Here is a 16089-nt window from a genome sequence, read left to right as displayed (position 1 = left end):
CCCGCTCCGCCCCCCCCGCGGCGGCGGGGGGGGGCGGCCGGCGGGGGGGTGGGGGCCCTCCCCGGCCCCCCTCCCCGGCCGCGGGGGGGTCCGCGCCGCCCGCCCCGGCCGGTGGGGGTCAGGCGTCGTACCGGGCCAGCTCCTCGGGGGTCTGGTCGGTGTAGCCCTGGCTCACCTCGATGACCACGCCGTCCGGGTCGGTGACCCAGACCGTGCGCCAGCCGGTGATGTACTCGTCGAAGCCGAGCGGGCCGAGCGAGATGCTCAACTCGCCGTCGGCGCCGGCCAGGAAGGCGTCCACGTCGTCCACCTGGAAGGCCAGGTGGCGGACCGTGCCGGGGTTGGCCGGGCCGTCGTCCTTGGCGGCCGGGGCGGGCTCGGCGTCGCCGGCGAACAGCTCCAGCCAGGCCTCGCCGCGGCGCAGGAAGACCACCTGCCAGCCGTCGCCGGCCACCACCCGGGCCCGGCGGAAGCCGAACCAGCGGGTGTAGAACTCCTCGGTGGCCGCCTGGTCACGGCAGTTGAGCCCGACGTGCGCCCAGCGCAGGGCGGCGGGTGCGGTCATCGCGGCCTCACTTCCCGAAGGCGGGGGCGAACGGCACGCTGTCGTGGAAGTTCGCCATGTAGACGATCTCGCCGCCGACGACGCGGAAGTAGTTGCACACCTCGGCCTCGATCTCGACGCCGCCGTGGGTACGTCCGGCGATGTGCGAGACCACGGCCGCCTGCTCGCCGTCGATCACGACGTGGACCGGCTTGTTGGCGAACTCGGCGTACATGTCGGGGAATCCGCGCATCATGTCGCGCAGCGTCTCCCGGCCCTCGACGTGCCCGGCGAGCTGCTCGTCCATCACCGTGTCGACGGCGAACAGGTCGCACCACGGGTTCCAGTCGCCCGCGTTGGCGAGCTCGTAGTAGCGGTCCACGACACCCCTGGTGTCCATGGGTCTCCTCCTGGTCTGGGGTGAACTCGGTGGGTGGGGGCGGGTGCCAGGGCCTGTCCGGCCGATCTTGTCGGATCAGCGCGCGGAGTCGGGCGCCCGGCTGGGAGTGCCGGCGAACCGTCCTCGTACTGGGTGTACTTGGATGGTTTGCCGGTGCTTCCAGCCGGGATGATCCGGCTTCGCGCGCCCGGCAAGATCAGCCGGACAGGCCCTACGGAAGCTCGACGCCGATCTGGCGCATCAGGCCGGCGGTGTCGGCCTGCACCCAGCGCTCGACGACCTTGCCGTGCTCCAGCCGGTAGACCTCCAGGCTGGTCCAGCTGACCTCCTTGCCGGTCGGCTCGACCCCGAAGAACGGGCCGACGTGCCGGCCGGTGAAGGTGATGTGCATGATCACCTTGTCCGGGTCGGCCGGGTAGAGGGCGTCCAGGTGGGCGTGGAAGTCCAGCGCCTCGTGGGCGCCGATGATGATGCCCTTGAGCTCCTCCAGGCTGGCCACGCTCCAGGCCGGGTTGTTGTCCCGGAACTCGGGGCCGAACAGCTCGTCCAGGTCGTCGTAGCGGTGCTCGTTGACCGCGTCGCTGACCTTCTGCACGACGGCGGTGTTCTCCACGCCGCGGGCCAGCTGCGCCTTCAGGCCGAGCAGGTCGTCCTGCGCCCAGCGCTCGGCGAGCAGGCCGCCCTCGGCGCGCCAGATCTCGGTGGTGGTCCACTCGACCTCCTGGCCGGTGGCCGGGATGCCGAGCAGTTCGCCGCGGTGGGTGCCGGTGAGCTTCACCCGGGTGACCACGCGGTCCCCGGCGGTGAACGCCTCCTGGAGTTCGCCGCGCAGGTCGAGCGAGTCGTGCGCGGCCTTCAGGGCCTGCTGGTAGCTCTCCAGGCTGCTGATGTCGAAGCCCGGGTGGTGGTCCTGGAACGCGGGGTCGATCACGGCGGCGATGCCGTCGGAGTCGTTGCGGTTCAGCGCGTCCAGGAAGCGCCGGTACAGGTCGAGGTTCGCCTGCTGGTCTGCCATCGTCGGCCTCCTGCCGAGAGATCAGGGACGGGTGAGGATCAGATCGGCGGCCTTCTCGCCGATCATCACGCTGGGGGCGTGGGTGTTGCCGGCCACCACGGTCGGCATCACCGAGGCGTCGGCGACCCGTAGGCCGTCGATGCCGTGCACGCGCAGGTCCGGGTCGACCACGGCGTCCGGTCCGGCGCCCATCCGGCAGGTGCCGGCGGGGTGCCAGAGCGTCGTGGCGTTGGCGCGGACGTACGCGCGCAGCTCCGCGGTGTCGACGGCCCCCTTGCCGGGGCCGTACTCCTTCCCGCGGAAGTCGTCGAAGGCCGCGGTGTGGGCCAGTTCGCGGGCCAGCCGGACGCCCTCGACCAGGACGTCCAGGTCGGCCGGGTCGCTCAGGTAGCCGGGCCGGACCACCGCGGTGGAGCGCGGGTCGGTGTCGCGCAGGGTCACCGTGCCGCGGCTCGCGGGCAGCAGCGCGATGGGCGCGAAGGTGAAGCCGGGGCCCTGCCACAGCTCGGCGGGGGCGTCGGCGGGCAGGAACTTCACCGGCCCGAAGGTGAATTGCAGGTCCGGCCCGCGCGAGGGGTCGGCCGCGGCGGTCCGGGTGAACAGGCCCGCCTCGGAGAGCGGCGCCTCGGGCGGCAGCTCGCGCAGCGACTCGTAGCAGACCGGCGCGAACAGGTGGTCCTGCAGGTTGCGGCCCACCCCGGGCAGGTCGAGGACCACCTCGACGCCCGCCGCGCGCAGCTCGTCGGCCGGGCCGATGCCGGAGAGCATCAGCAGCTTGGGGCTCTCGAACGCGCCCGCGCAGACGATCACTTCGCGCTCGGCCCGCAGGGTGTGCGTCCGGTCGCCCTGGACGTACTCGACGCCGACCGCGCGGCCGTCCTCGACCAGGATCCGGGTCGCCTGGGCGCCGGTCTGCACGGTGAGGTTCGGGCGGCCCAGCGCCGGCAGCAGGTACGCGGTCGCGGTGCTGGACCGGCGGCCCTCGGGGGTCCGGGTGTGCTGGTAGTGGAACCCGAAGCCCTCCTGGTGCTCGGCGTTGTAGTCGCCGCCGCTGCGGTAGCCGGTCTCCCGGGTCGCCGCGACGAACGCCTCGGCCAGCGGGGTCGGCTCGGCCGACGCGGCGACCTGCACCGGGCCGTCCTTGCCGCGCCAGGCGGATCCGCCGCCGGCGAAGTCCTCCGAGCGCCGGAAGTACGGCAGCACGTCCTCGTAGCCCCAGCCGGGGTTGCCCAGGTCGCGCCAGCCGTCGTAGTCGCGGCGGCTGCCGCGCACCCACATCAGCGCGTTGACCGTGCTGCAGCCGCCGGCCACCCGGCCGCGGGCGACCGGGATCCGGCGCTCGTTCACGCCGGGCTCCGGCTCGGTGGCGTACCCCCAGTCGATGCTCGTGCTCCAGTCGGCGGTGAGCAGCGCCAGCACCGCGCCGGCGTCGGTGCGGTGCAGCTCCTCGCGCTCGGGCCAGCCGCCGGCCTCCAGCAGGACGACGTTCGCGGCGCCGTCCTCGCTGAGCCGGGCGGCCACCGCGGCGCCGGCCGAGCCGGCGCCGACCACCACGTAGTCCGCCGCCATCAGCCGACGTCCTCGGCGGGGGTGAGGGTGACGACCCGGTAGCGGGCGATCCGCGGCACGCCGGTGGCCGGGTCGCGGGTCAGCTGCCAGGTCTGCCGGACCCGGAACGCCGCCCGGTGGCCTTCGGCCAGGTGCTTGGCGGCCCAGATGACGGTCAGCTCGATGTCGACCAGGCCGTCCGCCTCGGTGGCGGTGAACGTCTCCAGCGTGTGGCTCTGGTCGGCGAAGGCCTCGCCGACCACGGTGTACCAGTCCCGGAAGTCGGCGTGCGAGCGGAGCGTGCGCTCCGGGAACGCCATGTCCAGGCCCTCGTCCACCACCAGCGGCAGGAGGTCCTCCACCGGGTCGTGACGGCTCAGCAGATCGAACCAGTTCTGTGCGAATTCCCTGATTTCCGGGTTCTCCCCGGAGTTGGCGTCGGACATTTCCGCCTCTCCTTCCCGCAATTAGTGAGCGCGGCTGAGAGGGACGCTAGAATCCGGCCCGCCGGAGCGTCAACGGCCTTCTCCGTCGGCCCCCGCACTGTGCGAAGTCCCCTCCCGTCCTTCGGCAACTCTGCTGCCCGAACGGCCACTTGGAGGCATCTCGGCACGCCAGGACGCTGTGGACGGGGACATGCCGAAGTGCTTTCACCGACTTCGCAGTGTCCCGACGGGTGGGGCGGCGACTCTGGTGCGAATTCCGCGGCGACTGTTAGACAGTAATCCCCGCCGACTTCCGACGGGAATTCGCAAGGCAATCGAAGGAGAACATCGCCGATGGCGAAGAAGCGAATCCTCATCGTGCTCTCCGAGTACGGCTACTGGGGTGAGGAGCTGGTCGGACCGCTGGAGACCTTCGACCGGGCCGGCTACGAAGTCACCTTCGCGACCCCGACCGGCAAACGCCCCGCGGCGCTGCCGCCGAGCATGGACCCCGAGTACATCGACCCGCCGCTGGGCCGCTCGGTGACCAGCACCGAGATGGCCGAGAAGGTCAAGGTCCTGGACCGTTCCAGCCGGCTGGACGAGCCGCTGGACCTGGCCTCCTGGCTGCCGGACCGCCCGTACCGCAGCCGCAACGACTTCCTGCGCGCCTGGGAGGGCTACAACACCCGCCGCGAGCAGGTGCAGGAGCAGATCGCCGAGCGCTACGACGCCCTGCTGATCGTCGGCGGCAGCGGCCCCATCGTCGACCTCGCCAACAACTGGCGGATCCACGACCTGATCCTGGCCTTCCGCGACCTGGACCTGCCGATCGCCGCCGAGTGCTACGGCATCGCGGCGCTCGCCTTCGCCCGCGAGCAGGACGACCGGACCAGCATCCTGCGCAACAAGCACGTCACCGGGCACTGCATCGAGTACGACTACAAGGACGGCACCGGCTTCATGGGCACCGACTTCGTGATCGGCCCGCCGCCGTACCCGCTGGAGTACATCCTGCGCGACGCCACGCTCCCCGAGGGCGCCTTCCACGGCAACTTCGGCAAGGAGACCTCGGTGATCGTCGACTACCCGTTCATCACCGGGCGCTCCACCCCGGACTCCTACCTGACCGGCCAGAAGCTGGTCGAGGTGCTGGAGGACGGGCTGCGCCAGTGGGGCTTCAAGGCCTGACCCCGCGGCCCACCCACCCCCGAACCGGAAACCCCCAGCTCACACGAGGAGGCACAGGCATGGCCAGCAGGCCCGCACGGGTGGCGATGCTCGAACAGTTCAAGGCCGACGGCGTCACCCACATGTTCGGCAACCCCGGCACGGTCGAGCAGGGGTTCCTGGACGAGCTCCGCAAGTTCCCCGAGATCGAGTACGTGCTGGCGCTCCAGGAGGCCGCCGTGGTCGGCCTGGCCGACGGCTACGCCCGGGCCACCCGCCGGCCGGCCCTGCTCCAGCTGCACTCCGGCGTCGGCCTCGGCAACGGCATCGGCATGCTGTACCAGGCCAAGCGCGGCCACGCCCCGCTGGTCGTCCTGGTCGGCGAGTCCGGGCTGGCGTACGACGCCATGGAGGCCCAGATGGCCGCCGACCTGGTCGCGATGGCCGAGCCGGTCACCAAGTGGGCGACCCGGGTGGTCGACCCCCGCTCCACCCTGCGGGTGCTGCGCCGCGCCTTCAAGGTCGCCGCCACCCCGCCGTACGGCCCGGTGATGGTGGTGCTGCCGGCCGACGTGATGGACGCCGAGACGGACGAGCCGGTCGTGCCCACCTCCTACCTGGAGACCGCGGCCGTCCCCGCCCCGGAGACCGTCGGGCGCGCCGCCGACCTGCTGGCCGGCGCCGAGCGGCCGCTGGTGATCGTCGGCGACGGCGTGCACTTCTCCGGCGCCCAGGCCGAACTGGCCCGCCTCGCCGAGGTGTGGGGCGCCGAGGTGTGGGGCGCGGACTGGGCCGAGGTCAACCTGCCCGCCGACCACCCCGCCTACCGCGGCCAGTTGGGCCACATGTTCGGCACGTCGAGCCGCCGGGTCACCGCGGCCGCCGACGCGGTGCTGATCGTCGGCACCTACGCGCTGCCGGAGGTCTTCCCGGCCCTGGAGGGGGTGTTCGCCCCCGGCGCGCCGGTGGTCCACGTCGACCTCGACAGCGGCGCCATCGCCAAGAACTTCCCGGTCGACCTCGGCATCCTCGCCGACCCCCGCCAGTCGCTCGGCCGGATCGCCGCCGCCATCGACGCCCGGCTGACCCCCGAGCAGCAGCGGCGGGCCGCCGACCGGCTGCGCGGCTGGGGCGCCGAGAAGGCCGCCGCCCGCGTCGAGGCCGAGGAGCGCGACGTCCGCGAGGCCGCCGGCGCGCTCACCGCCGCCGACTTCGGCCGCGAACTCGCCGCGCAGCTGCCCGCCGACGCGATCCTCTTCGACGAGGCGCTGACCTGCTCGCCCGGCCTCTTCCGCCACCTGCCGCCGAACACCCCCGGGGCGTGGTTCCAGACCCGCGGCGGTTCGCTGGGCGTCGGCATCCCCGGCGCGCTCGGCGCCAAGCTCGCCCACCCGGAGAAGACCGTGGTCGGCTTCACCGGCGACGGCGGCTCGATGTACACGATCCAGGCCCTGTGGACCGCCGCCCGCTACGACATCGGCGCCGTCTTCGTCATCTGCAACAACGGCCGCTACAAGCTGCTCGACGACAACATCGCCCAGTACTGGGGCACCCAGGGCATCGAGCCGCACGCCTTCCCCGAGCTGTTCGACCTGAGCCGCCCGGAGATCGACTTCGCCGCGCTCTCCCGTTCGCTCGGCGTCCCCGCCGTCCGGGTCGACAAGCCCGACCAGGTCGCCGCCGCGATCGCCGAGGCGCTGACGAGCGGCGGACCGTTCCTGATCGACCTGGTGGTGGGCCGGTGAGCACCACGACCGAACACGGCGGCCGACTGGCCGGCCGGAAGATCGCCGTGCTGATGGAGAGCGACTTCTACGAGCCCGAAATCCTCTACTACCAGCGGCGGTTCGCCGAGGAGGGCGGCAGCGTCCACTTCCTCACCCGGCTGTGGGGCAACGACCGGCTGGTCTTCCGCGGCCACGAGCACGGCATGCCGTTCGAGGTCAGCGAGTCCTTCGAGGACGTCGACGAGTTCGGGCTCCGCCAGTACGCGGCGGTGATCGTCCCGTCCGGGATCGTCGCCGACCGGCTGCGCTACACCGAGGCCGTCGACCGGCTGCCGCCCGCCGCGCTGTTCCTCCGCCGTGCCTTCGCCGACCCGGCGATCGTCAAGGGGATCATCTGCCACGGCATGTGGCTGGCCGCCCCGGTCCCCTCGGTGATCCGCGGCCGGCAGGCCGTCGTCCACAACAACCTGCTGGGCGACCTGCGGAACATGGGCGGCGTCTTCGTCGACCGCGACGTGGTGGTCGACGACGACCTGGTGACCGCCCGTACCGGCAACCACTGCCACCTCTTCGCCCGCACCATCATCGACCGGATCGGCCAGCGCTGATCCCCTCCCCCCTGCGCGTCCCGCCACCGAGAGGAGTCCCGCCATGTCCGCCCGTACCGCCGCGTTGTCCCCCCGTGCCGCCTCAGCAGTCCGCCATCGGCCGGAACCGGTCGGGCGGATCCCGGTGCTCGACGTCCGGCCGGCCGTCGACGGCGGCCGCCGGCCCGCCAAGGCGGTCGAGGGCGAGACCTTCGAGGTCTCCGCCACCGTGTTCCGCGAGGGCCGGGAGGCGGTCGCCGCCAACGTGGTGCTGCGCGGGCCGGCCGGTCGCCGCGGGCCGTGGACGCCGATGCGCGAGCAGGCCCCCGGCACCGACCGCTGGACCGCCGAGGTCACCCCCACCGTCCCCGGCCGCTGGACCTACACCGTGGAGGCCTGGAGCGACCCGGTGGCGACCTGGCGGCGCACGGCCGCGGTCAAGATCCCGGCCGGCGTCGACGTCGAGGTCACCCTGATCGAGGGCGCCGAGCTGCTGGAGCGGGCCGCCGAGAACGTCCCCCGGGGCCGCGGCCGCAGCGTCCTGCTCGGCACCGCCGCCGCGCTCCGCGACCCGGCCCGCCCCCCGCTGGAGCGGCTGCTGCTCGCCCGCCGCCCCCGGGTCACCGCCGTCCTGGAGCGCTACCCGCTGCGCGAACTGCTCAGCCGCTCGCAGGAGTTCGAGCTGACGGTCAGCCGGAAGCGGGCGCTGTTCGGCGCCTGGTACGAGTTCTTCCCGCGCTCGGAGGGCGCGGTGGTGGACCCGAGCGGCGTGCAGCCGCCGGTCTCCGGCACCTTCCGGACCGCCGCCGAACGCCTGCCCGCGGTCGCCGCGATGGGCTTCGACGTGGTCTACCTGCCGCCGATCCACCCGATCGGCCGCGCCTACCGCAAGGGACCGAACAACAGCCTGACGGCCGGCCCGCACGACGTCGGATCGCCCTGGGCGATCGGCTCCCCGGAGGGCGGCCACGACGCCGTCCACCCCGACCTCGGCACCATCGAGGACTTCGACCACTTCGTCGCCGAGGCCGGCGCGCTCGGCCTGGAGGTCGCCCTCGACTTCGCGCTGCAGTGCTCCCCGGACCACCCCTGGGTGCACAAGCACCCCGAGTGGTTCACCCACCGCCCGGACGGCACCATCGCCTTCGCCGAGAACCCGCCGAAGAAGTACCAGGACATCTACCCGGTCAACTTCGACCAGGACTTCGACGGCATCGTCCGCGAAACGGTGCGGATCCTGCGCTTCTGGATGGGCCACGGGGTGCGGATCTTCCGCGTCGACAACCCGCACACCAAGCCGGTCAACTTCTGGGAGAAGGTGCTCGCGGACATCGCCCGCACCGACCCCGACGTGCTGTTCCTGGCCGAGGCGTTCACCCGCCCGGCGATGATGAACACCCTCGGCAAGGTCGGCTTCCACCAGTCCTACACGTACTTCACCTGGCGCAACGACAAGGCCGAACTCACCGAGTACCTGACCGGGCTGACCGGCGAGGCCGCCGCCTGGATGCGCCCCAACTTCTTCCCCACCACCCCCGACATCCTCCCCGAGCAGCTCCAGACCGGCGGCCCCGCCGCGTTCGCCCTGCGCGCCGTCCTCGCCGCCACCCTCTCCCCCAGCTACGGCATCTACGCCGGCTACGAGCACTGCGAGAACCGGGCCGCCCACCCGGGCTCGGAGGAGTACCTGCACTCGGAGAAGTACGAACTGCGCCCCCGCGACTGGACCCGCACCGACACCCTCGCCCCGCTGCTCACCGCGATCAACCGGATCCGCCGCAGCCACCCCGCCCTCCAACAGCTGCGCGACCTGCGCTTCCACCCCACCGACAACGACCGGATCCTCGCGTTCTCCAAGACCGCCCGCACCACGGACGACCTGGAGGACCGCGTCGTCACCGTGGTCAACCTCGACCCCCACCACCCCCAGGAAGCCACCGTCACCCTCGACCTCCCCGAGGACACCAAGGTCCGGGACGAGCTGACCGGCGAGCTCTACCTCTGGGGCCGGCACAACTACGTCCGGCTCGACCCGGCCGTCGCCCCCGCCCACCTGCTCACCCTCCGTCAGGACATCTGAAATGCCCACCGTCGCCTGCGCGTCCTGCCTGGCCGCCGAACCCGGGCAGGCCCTTCGGGGTGACGAGCTGCTCCGCCCGCTGCTGCCCGCGCTGCGGCCCTGGCTCGTCACCCGCCGCTGGTTCACCCACGAGAGCGGCTGCCTGCAGGACCTCTCCCCCCTCACCGACACCGTGCTGGAACAGCCCGGCGGCGAAGCCGTCCTGGTCCACGCCCTGCTCACCGCCGTCCACACCTCCGGCGCCGCCCGCCGCTACCAGTTACTGCTGGGGCTGCGCCCCCGGCTGGCCCCGCGCCTGAACGCGGCGGTGGTCGGCCAGGCGGTCGGCGGCCGTTGGGACGGCTGGTGGATCTACGAGGCCACCGACGACCCCGAGCTGATGTCCCTGCTGCTGGAGCGCACCCAGACCGCCCGCCCCGATGCCCCCCGGCTCGCCCTGACCCGCCCCGGCTCCGTCCCCGGCGGCCTCGTCCCGCGCCCGCTGAAGGCCGAACAGACCAACAGCGCCGTGGTGTTCGGCAACCGGCTGATGCTCAAACTGTTCCGCCAGCCGCAGCCCGGCCCGCACCCCGAGGCCGAGGTGCTCACCGCCCTCACCGCCGCCGGCAGCATCAGCACCCCCCGCCTGCACGGCCGCCTCACCGTCGGCGACTACGTGCTCGGCGTGCTCCAGGAGTTCCTGCCCGCCGACGGCGACGGCTGGGACCTCGCCGTCCGGCACGCCACCGACAGCCTGCGCGGCCACGAGGGCGCCGCCGGCCTCGGCGGATTCAGCGCCGACGCCTACGCCATGGGCGAGTCCGTCGCCCGCACCCACCGCCTGCTCGCCGAGACCTTCCCCCGCCGCTACCTGACCGAGAAGCAGATCTGCGGCATCGTCGACCAGCTCGACGAGCGGCTGCGCGACGCCGCCGGACGGGTCCCCGAGCTCGTCCCGCACACCGAGCGGATCGCCGAGATCTACCGGGACTTCGCCCGCGCCGCCTGCCAGGGCCGCGGCCTCGACGGCCAGCGGATCCACGGCGACCTCCACCTCGGCCAGGTCCTGCGCACCCAGACCGGCTGGAAGGTCATCGACTTCGAGGGCGAACCCGGCGGCGCCGCCGACGACCAGGGCCGCCCGCAACCCGTGCTGCGCGACGTCGCCGGCATGCTGCGGTCCTTCGAGTACGCCGCCGAACACGCCCTCGCCGCCCTCCTCGCCGAGGACCGCGAACTCCTCGACCCCGCCGACCGGCTGCACCACACCCGCCGCGCCCGGGCCTGGTCGCTGCGCGGCCGCCGCGCCTTCATCGCCGGCTACGCCGCCGGCGGGCAGGTCGACCCGTACTGCCACCCGGCGGTGCTGCGCGCCTTCGAGACCGACAAGGCCGTCTACGAGGCCGTGTACGAGACCCGCTACCGCCCCGACAAGCGGTTCATCCCGCTCAACGCGATCCAGCGGCTGGCCGCCGGCCGCTGACCTTCCCCCCGCCTGAACCACCCGAGAGGACGCCCTCCCGTGACCGTGCAGCTGACGGCCCCGCTTCTGCTCCCCGAAGCCCCGCCGCCGCCCGACGATGCCGAACGGCTGCTCGCCGGCGCGCACCACGACCCGCACGCCGTCCTCGGCGCGCACCCGGTCGAGGACGGCGTGGCCGTCCGGGTGCTGCGGCCCTGCGCGGAGAGCGTGGTGCTGGAGACCCCGCTCGGCGACGTCGCCCTAGTACCCGGCCCGGGCGGCCTGTTCACCGCCCTGCTCCCGATCACCCAACTGCCCCAGTACCGGCTGCGGGTGTCGTATCCGGGGGGTGAGCCGGTGGTGCAGGAGGACGGCTACCGGATGGCTCCGACGCTGGGTCAACTGGATCTGCATCTGATCTCGGAGGGCCGGCACGAGCAGTTGTGGACGGTGCTCGGCTCGCACGTGCGCACGGTGGACGGGGTGGCGGGCACCTCGTTCGCGGTGTGGGCGCCGAACGCCGTCGGGGTGCGGCTGATCGGCTCGTTCAACCACTGGGACGGCACCGGTCATCCGATGCGCTCGCTGGGCTCGTCCGGCGTGTGGGAGCTGTTCGTGCCGGGCCTCGGCGAGGGCGAGCGGTACAAGTACCAGATCCTGACCCGCGGCGGCGCGATCGCGGAGAAGGCCGACCCGCTGGCCCGCGCCGCCCAGTGCCCGCCGGACACCGCCTCCGTCGTCCACACCTCGACCTACGCGTGGGGGGACGCCGGGTGGATGGCGGCGCGGGCGGGTGCGGTCCACCACCGGTCCCCGATGTCGGTGTACGAGCTGCACCTCGCCTCCTGGCGGCCGGACCTCACCAGCTACCGGGAGATCGCCGAGGTGCTGCCCGGCTACCTGACCGAACTCGGCTTCACGCACGTCGAGTTCATGCCGGTGATGGAGCACCCGTTCGGCGGCTCCTGGGGCTACCAGGTGTCCGGCTTCTACGCCCCGACGGCCCGGCTCGGCGCCCCCGACGACTTCAAGTACCTCGTCGACGCCCTGCACCGGGCGGGGGTGGGGGTGATCGTGGACTGGGTTCCCGCGCACTTCCCGAAGGACGACTTCGCGCTGGCCCGCTTCGACGGGCAGCCGCTGTACGAACCGGCCGACCCGCAGCGGGCGGAGCACCCGGACTGGGGGACGCTGGAGTTCGACTACGGCCGTCCCGAGGTGCGGAACTTCCTGGTCGCGAACGCGGTGTACTGGTGCGAGGAGTTCCACGTCGACGGCCTGCGGGTCGACGCCGTCGCCTCGATGCTCTACCTGGACTACTCCCGTCCGGACGGCCGGTGGACGCCGAACCGGGACGGCGGGCGGGAAAACTGGGACGCCGCCTCGTTCCTGCAGGAGATGAACGCGACGGTGTACCGGCGCTGCCCGGGTGTGCTGACGGTCGCCGAGGAGTCCACCGCCTGGGACGGCGTCACCCGGCCCACCGACGCCGGCGGTCTGGGCTTCGGCCTGAAGTGGAACATGGGCTGGATGCACGACTCGCTGGCCTATCTGGGCAGGGAGCCGGTGCACCGCAAGTACCACCACCACGAGATGACCTTCTCGATGGTGTACGCGTACTCGGAGAACTACATCCTGCCGATCTCCCACGACGAGGTGGTGCACGGCAAGCAGGCGCTGGTCTCCAAGATGCCCGGCGACTGGTGGCAGCAGCGCGCCAACCACCGCGCCTACCTGGGCTACATGTGGGCCCACCCCGGCAAGCAACTCCTGTTCATGGGGCAGGAGTTCGCGCAGGGAGCGGAGTGGGACCACGAGAGCGGCCCGCAGTGGTGGGTGCTCGACGAGGGCCGGCCCGCCGCCGCCGAGCACCGCGGCGTCCGCGACCTGATCGCCGACCTCAACCACACCTACCGCGCCACGCCCGCGCTGTGGGAGCAGGACACCGTCCCCGACGGCTTCCGCTGGCTCGACGCCGACGCCGCCGACGAGAACGTCATCGCGTTCGTGCGCCGCGCGGCGGACGGCAGCCCGCTGGTCGCCGTCTGCAACTTCTCGCCGGTCGTCCGCCGCGACCGGCGGATCGGGCTGCCGCTGCCGGGCCGCTGGCGGACCGTGCTGGACACCGACGACGCCCGTTACGGCGGCAGCGGCGCCGCCGCCGCGACCCGCCGCCCCGAGGCCGAACCCGTCCCGTGGCACGGCCAGGACCACAGCGCCCCGCTGACCCTTCCCCCGCTGGCCACCATCTGGCTGACACCCGAGGAGCATCATGGAGCCTGAACTCGCCCGCCGCCTGGTCAAGGCGTACGACATCCGCGGCCTGGTGCCGCAGGAGCTGGACGAGGCCGCCGCGTACCGGGTCGGCGCCGCCTTCACCGAACTGACCGGGGCCGCCGAGATCGCCGTCGCCCACGACATGCGCGACTCCTCGCCCACCCTGGCCGCGGCCTTCACCCGCGGCGTGCTGGACCAGGGCGTGGACGTCCTGGACGCCGGCCTCGGCTCCACCGACTACCTGTACTTCGTGGCCGGGCGGCTCGGCATCCCCGGTGCGATGTTCACCGCCAGCCACAACCCGGCCGCGTACAACGGGATCAAGCTGTGCCGGGCCGGGGCCGTGCCGATCGGCGAGGGCAGCGGCCTGGAACGGATCCGGGCCGCCCTGGTCGACCCGGCGCCGGTCGTCGCCGACCCCGTCCCGGGGACCCGGCGCGCCGAGAGCCTGCTCGACGAGTACGCCGCCCACCTGCGCTCGCTGGTCGACCTGTCCGGGCTGCGTCCGCTGAAGGTGGTGGTGGACGCGGGCAACGGCATGGCCGGGCTGACCGTGCCGCTGGTGCTGGACCACCCGCTGCTCGACATCGTCCCGATGTACTTCGAGCTCGACGGCAGCTTCCCGAACCACGAGGCCGACCCGATGAAGCCGGCCAACGTCGCGGACCTGAAGGCGCGGGTCCGGGCGGAGGGCGCCGACCTGGGCCTGGCCTTCGACGGGGACGCCGACCGCTGCTTCGCGGTCGACGAGCGCGGCGAGGCGGTGCCGGCCTCCTCGGTGATCGCGCTGGTCGCCGCCCGGCTGCTGGCCGGCGAGCCCGGGGGCCGGGTGGTGCACAACCTGATCACCTCGCGGTCCGCGATCGAGGTGATCGAGGAGAGCGGCGGCGTGCCGGTCCGCTCCCGGGTCGGGCACTCCTTCGTCAAGGCGCTGATGGCCGAGCACCTGGCGGTCTTCGGCGGCGAGCACTCCGGGCACTACTACTTCCGCGACTTCTGGTTCGCCGACACCGGCATGCTGGCCGCCCTGCACATCCTGGCCGAACTGTCCGCCGCGAACCGGCCGTTGTCCAAGCTGGTGGCCGACTTCACCCGGTACGCCACCGCGGCGGAGACCAACCTGGAGGTCGCCGACCCGGCCGCCGCCCTGGCCGAGGTGGAGCGCTCGCTCGGCGACGGCGCCGTCCTGGACCGGCTGGACGGCCTGACCGCCGCCTTCGCCGACGGCGCCTGGTTCAACCTGCGCGCCTCCAACACCGAGCCGGTGCTGCGGCTGAACGCCGAGGCGGCCGACGGCCGCCGCCTCGACGACCTCCGCGAGCGGGTGCTGCGGATCGTCGCCGGCTCCTGAACCGGCGGTCCGGCCCCGGAGACACCCCTCCGGGACCGGACCGCCCACGAACCGTCCGCGTCTACCGCCCGCGTCCACCGCCTGCTACCACCGGCCGCGCCGGTCGGGGCCCGCCGGGAGGCGGTCAGCGCCTGGTCCGCCCGGGCCGCGGCGTGGGCGCCTCGCTCGCGCTGGGCAGCGCCCGCAGACCGACGCTGGTCAGCGCCCGCTGGTAGGCGCTCATCGCCTCCTCCGCCCGGCCGAACCGCTGCCAGAGGTCGCCGACCTGCCGCCAGACCTCCGCCGAGCCGCGGTTGGCCGCGAGCTGGCCGAGCTGCCGCTCGACCGCGCGCAGCGTGGCTCCGCCGCTCTCCGGGTCTCCGCCGAGGAGCTGGGCCTCGGCGAGCAGCACCCGCGCCTTGGCGGCGTCGAACCGCGGCTCGGCCCGCAGCAGCCCGAGCGCCCGGTTGGCGTGCGCCGCCGCGTCGTCGAACTGCCGTAGCTGGATGGCCAGTTGGGCCAGGCTGGTCTCGCTCCAGGCCTGCTCGGCGGCGGTGCCGGCCTCCAGCAGCCCGAGCTGGGACTCGTCCAGCAGGGTGCGGGCCCGCTCCAGGTCGGGCGAGTCCGACTCCAGGATGAGCCGCCCGTACACGCCCTTGAGCAGGGCCAGGTGCCGGACGTTGTCGGTCTCGGCCATCATCATCAGCGCCCGCTCGGTGAGGCCGAGCGCCTCGTCCACCCGGCCGCGCGACTTGGCGACCAGCGCGGCGTTCCAGTAGACCGAGCCGCGGGCGACCCGCGAGCCGGTCTGCTCGGCGACCAGCAGCAGCCGGGCCGCGACCAGGTTGGCCTGGCCCAGGTCGCCGCGCTCGCGGTAGCAGTCGATCAGGGTGGCGCCGAGCTGGATGTGGTCGTCGGTGACGTCCAGGCCGAGCGAGTCGAGCTTGCGCATCGCCCGCTCGCCCACCTCGACGCTCATGATGTGGTCGCCGGACTCCCGGTAGCAGCGACACAGCGCCACCGCGAGCTGCGCCCACTGCGCCGAACCGGCCACCGTGGCCGGGTCCTCGAAGAGCGTGGTGAGCAGCTGGATCGCGGCCTCCAGCCGGCCCAGCTTCTCGAACGCCAGCGCCTGGCCGAGCCGGGCCCGGTGCACCATCGCGTCGCTGAGCAGCGGCGACGAGGCCAGCGCCTCGCTGAAGGACTGCAACGCCTCCCCGTTGGAGCCGTTGCGCAGCGCCATGTCGCCGAAGGCCACCTTGAGTTCGAGCTCCTTGACGGTGGCGTCGTCGTGCCCGGTGCGCAAGTACTCCACCGAGCAGCCCACCCGCTCGGCGAGGCTCTTCAGCACGGCCTCGGACGGAGCTCGCTTGCCGGTCTCGATCAGGGACACATAGCTGACCGAGATGTCCTCCGAGGCGAGGTCCTGCTGGTTGAGCCCGCGCCTGAGCCGCAGCTCGCGCAGGCGCTGACCGATTCCACCCGTCCCGCTCTGCGTCTGGTCCACGCTGTCCACCTCCGAGGTGCCATTTGACTACCCTTTTT

13 protein-coding genes are annotated in these 16089 nt (G+C 73.0%); 7 read left to right on the top strand and 6 right to left on the bottom strand.

Going from position 1 to position 16089, the window contains the following annotated elements:
- Positions 1 to 118 precede the first annotated feature (118 nt).
- The 5 genes from ACFV4P_RS05060 to ACFV4P_RS05040 all read right to left on the bottom strand — a co-directional run bounded on the left by ACFV4P_RS05060 (position 119) and on the right by ACFV4P_RS05040 (position 3953).
- Complete coding sequence (locus ACFV4P_RS05060; RefSeq protein ID WP_380467503.1) at positions 119 to 565, bottom strand: VOC family protein; 447 nt, start codon at positions 563 to 565, stop codon at positions 119 to 121.
- A gap of 7 nt (positions 566 to 572) precedes the next feature.
- On the bottom strand, positions 573 to 944 hold the full coding sequence (locus ACFV4P_RS05055) for a nuclear transport factor 2 family protein (RefSeq protein ID WP_073811194.1): 372 nt from the start codon (positions 942 to 944) through the stop codon (positions 573 to 575).
- Between the two features lie 211 nt (positions 945 to 1155).
- Positions 1156 to 1959, bottom strand: coding sequence for an ester cyclase (locus tag ACFV4P_RS05050; protein WP_380467501.1), 804 nt, complete (start codon positions 1957 to 1959; stop codon positions 1156 to 1158).
- 21 nt (positions 1960 to 1980) lie between these two features.
- Positions 1981 to 3528 carry a GMC family oxidoreductase gene (locus tag ACFV4P_RS05045; protein WP_380467499.1) on the bottom strand — a complete coding sequence of 516 codons (1548 nt, stop codon included), beginning with the start codon at positions 3526 to 3528 and terminating at the stop codon, positions 1981 to 1983.
- Positions 3528 to 3953 (bottom strand): hypothetical protein, encoded by a 426-nt coding sequence (locus ACFV4P_RS05040; RefSeq protein WP_380467497.1) that lies wholly within the window; start codon positions 3951 to 3953, stop codon positions 3528 to 3530. Before ACFV4P_RS05040 ends, ACFV4P_RS05045 begins: the two co-directional genes overlap by 1 nt.
- Positions 3954 to 4286: 333 nt before the next feature.
- Between ACFV4P_RS05040 and ACFV4P_RS05035 the strand changes: the two genes are divergently transcribed.
- Genes ACFV4P_RS05035 through ACFV4P_RS05005 form a run of 7 tightly spaced genes read left to right on the top strand, consistent with a single transcriptional unit; the run spans position 4287 to position 14565 of the window.
- The gene (locus ACFV4P_RS05035; RefSeq protein WP_073811203.1) at positions 4287 to 5123 is read left to right on the top strand and encodes a type 1 glutamine amidotransferase domain-containing protein; all 837 of its coding nucleotides are present in this window, start codon (positions 4287 to 4289) and stop codon (positions 5121 to 5123) included.
- A gap of 59 nt (positions 5124 to 5182) precedes the next feature.
- Positions 5183 to 6847, top strand: a complete 1665-nt coding sequence (locus ACFV4P_RS05030) for a thiamine pyrophosphate-binding protein (protein WP_380467495.1) — start codon at positions 5183 to 5185, stop codon at positions 6845 to 6847.
- Positions 6848 to 6900: 53 nt separating this feature from the next.
- A complete protein-coding gene (locus tag ACFV4P_RS05025; RefSeq protein ID WP_073811692.1) occupies positions 6901 to 7437 on the top strand; it encodes a DJ-1/PfpI family protein in 537 nt (178 codons plus the stop codon).
- Positions 7438 to 7480: 43 nt separating this feature from the next.
- Positions 7481 to 9496 (top strand): alpha-1,4-glucan--maltose-1-phosphate maltosyltransferase, encoded by a 2016-nt coding sequence (locus ACFV4P_RS05020; protein ID WP_380467494.1) that lies wholly within the window; start codon positions 7481 to 7483, stop codon positions 9494 to 9496.
- Between the two features lies 1 nt (position 9497).
- Complete coding sequence (locus tag ACFV4P_RS05015) at positions 9498 to 10958, top strand: hypothetical protein (protein ID WP_380467492.1); 1461 nt, start codon at positions 9498 to 9500, stop codon at positions 10956 to 10958.
- Positions 10959 to 10997: 39 nt separating this feature from the next.
- Positions 10998 to 13220: a 1,4-alpha-glucan branching protein GlgB gene (glgB, locus tag ACFV4P_RS05010; protein ID WP_380467490.1), complete on the top strand. Its 2223-nt coding sequence runs from the start codon at positions 10998 to 11000 to the stop codon at positions 13218 to 13220.
- Positions 13210 to 14565 (top strand): phosphomannomutase/phosphoglucomutase, encoded by a 1356-nt coding sequence (locus ACFV4P_RS05005; protein WP_380467488.1) that lies wholly within the window; start codon positions 13210 to 13212, stop codon positions 14563 to 14565. The genes glgB and ACFV4P_RS05005 overlap by 11 nt, the downstream gene beginning before the upstream one ends.
- Positions 14566 to 14689: 124 nt before the next feature.
- On the opposite strand, the gene ACFV4P_RS05000 is transcribed toward ACFV4P_RS05005, so the two are convergent.
- The gene (locus ACFV4P_RS05000) at positions 14690 to 16051 is read right to left on the bottom strand and encodes a helix-turn-helix domain-containing protein (RefSeq protein WP_380467486.1); all 1362 of its coding nucleotides are present in this window, start codon (positions 16049 to 16051) and stop codon (positions 14690 to 14692) included.
- Positions 16052 to 16089 lie beyond the last annotated feature (38 nt).

Source organism: Kitasatospora sp. NPDC059795, assembly GCF_042732175.1.
Lineage (GTDB): Bacteria > Actinomycetota > Actinomycetes > Streptomycetales > Streptomycetaceae > Kitasatospora.
Note: the sequence above shows the minus strand (reverse complement) of the source record. Positions and strands in the feature narration are given on the sequence as shown.

Excerpts from the sequence above, each read along its gene's own strand:
- ACFV4P_RS05060 (WP_380467503.1), bottom strand. The coding sequence starts at position 565 with ATGACCGCACCCGCCGCCCTGCGCTGGGCGCACGTCGGGCTCAACTGC.
- ACFV4P_RS05055 (WP_073811194.1), bottom strand. The coding sequence starts at position 944 with ATGGACACCAGGGGTGTCGTGGACCGCTACTACGAGCTCGCCAACGCG.
- ACFV4P_RS05050 (WP_380467501.1), bottom strand. The coding sequence starts at position 1,959 with ATGGCAGACCAGCAGGCGAACCTCGACCTGTACCGGCGCTTCCTGGAC.
- ACFV4P_RS05045 (WP_380467499.1), bottom strand. The coding sequence starts at position 3,528 with ATGGCGGCGGACTACGTGGTGGTCGGCGCCGGCTCGGCCGGCGCCGCG.
- ACFV4P_RS05040 (WP_380467497.1), bottom strand. The coding sequence starts at position 3,953 with ATGTCCGACGCCAACTCCGGGGAGAACCCGGAAATCAGGGAATTCGCA.
- ACFV4P_RS05035 (WP_073811203.1), top strand. The coding sequence starts at position 4,287 with ATGGCGAAGAAGCGAATCCTCATCGTGCTCTCCGAGTACGGCTACTGG.
- ACFV4P_RS05030 (WP_380467495.1), top strand. The coding sequence starts at position 5,183 with ATGGCCAGCAGGCCCGCACGGGTGGCGATGCTCGAACAGTTCAAGGCC.
- ACFV4P_RS05025 (WP_073811692.1), top strand. The coding sequence starts at position 6,901 with ATGGAGAGCGACTTCTACGAGCCCGAAATCCTCTACTACCAGCGGCGG.
- ACFV4P_RS05020 (WP_380467494.1), top strand. The coding sequence starts at position 7,481 with ATGTCCGCCCGTACCGCCGCGTTGTCCCCCCGTGCCGCCTCAGCAGTC.
- ACFV4P_RS05015 (WP_380467492.1), top strand. The coding sequence starts at position 9,498 with ATGCCCACCGTCGCCTGCGCGTCCTGCCTGGCCGCCGAACCCGGGCAG.
- ACFV4P_RS05005 (WP_380467488.1), top strand. The coding sequence starts at position 13,210 with ATGGAGCCTGAACTCGCCCGCCGCCTGGTCAAGGCGTACGACATCCGC.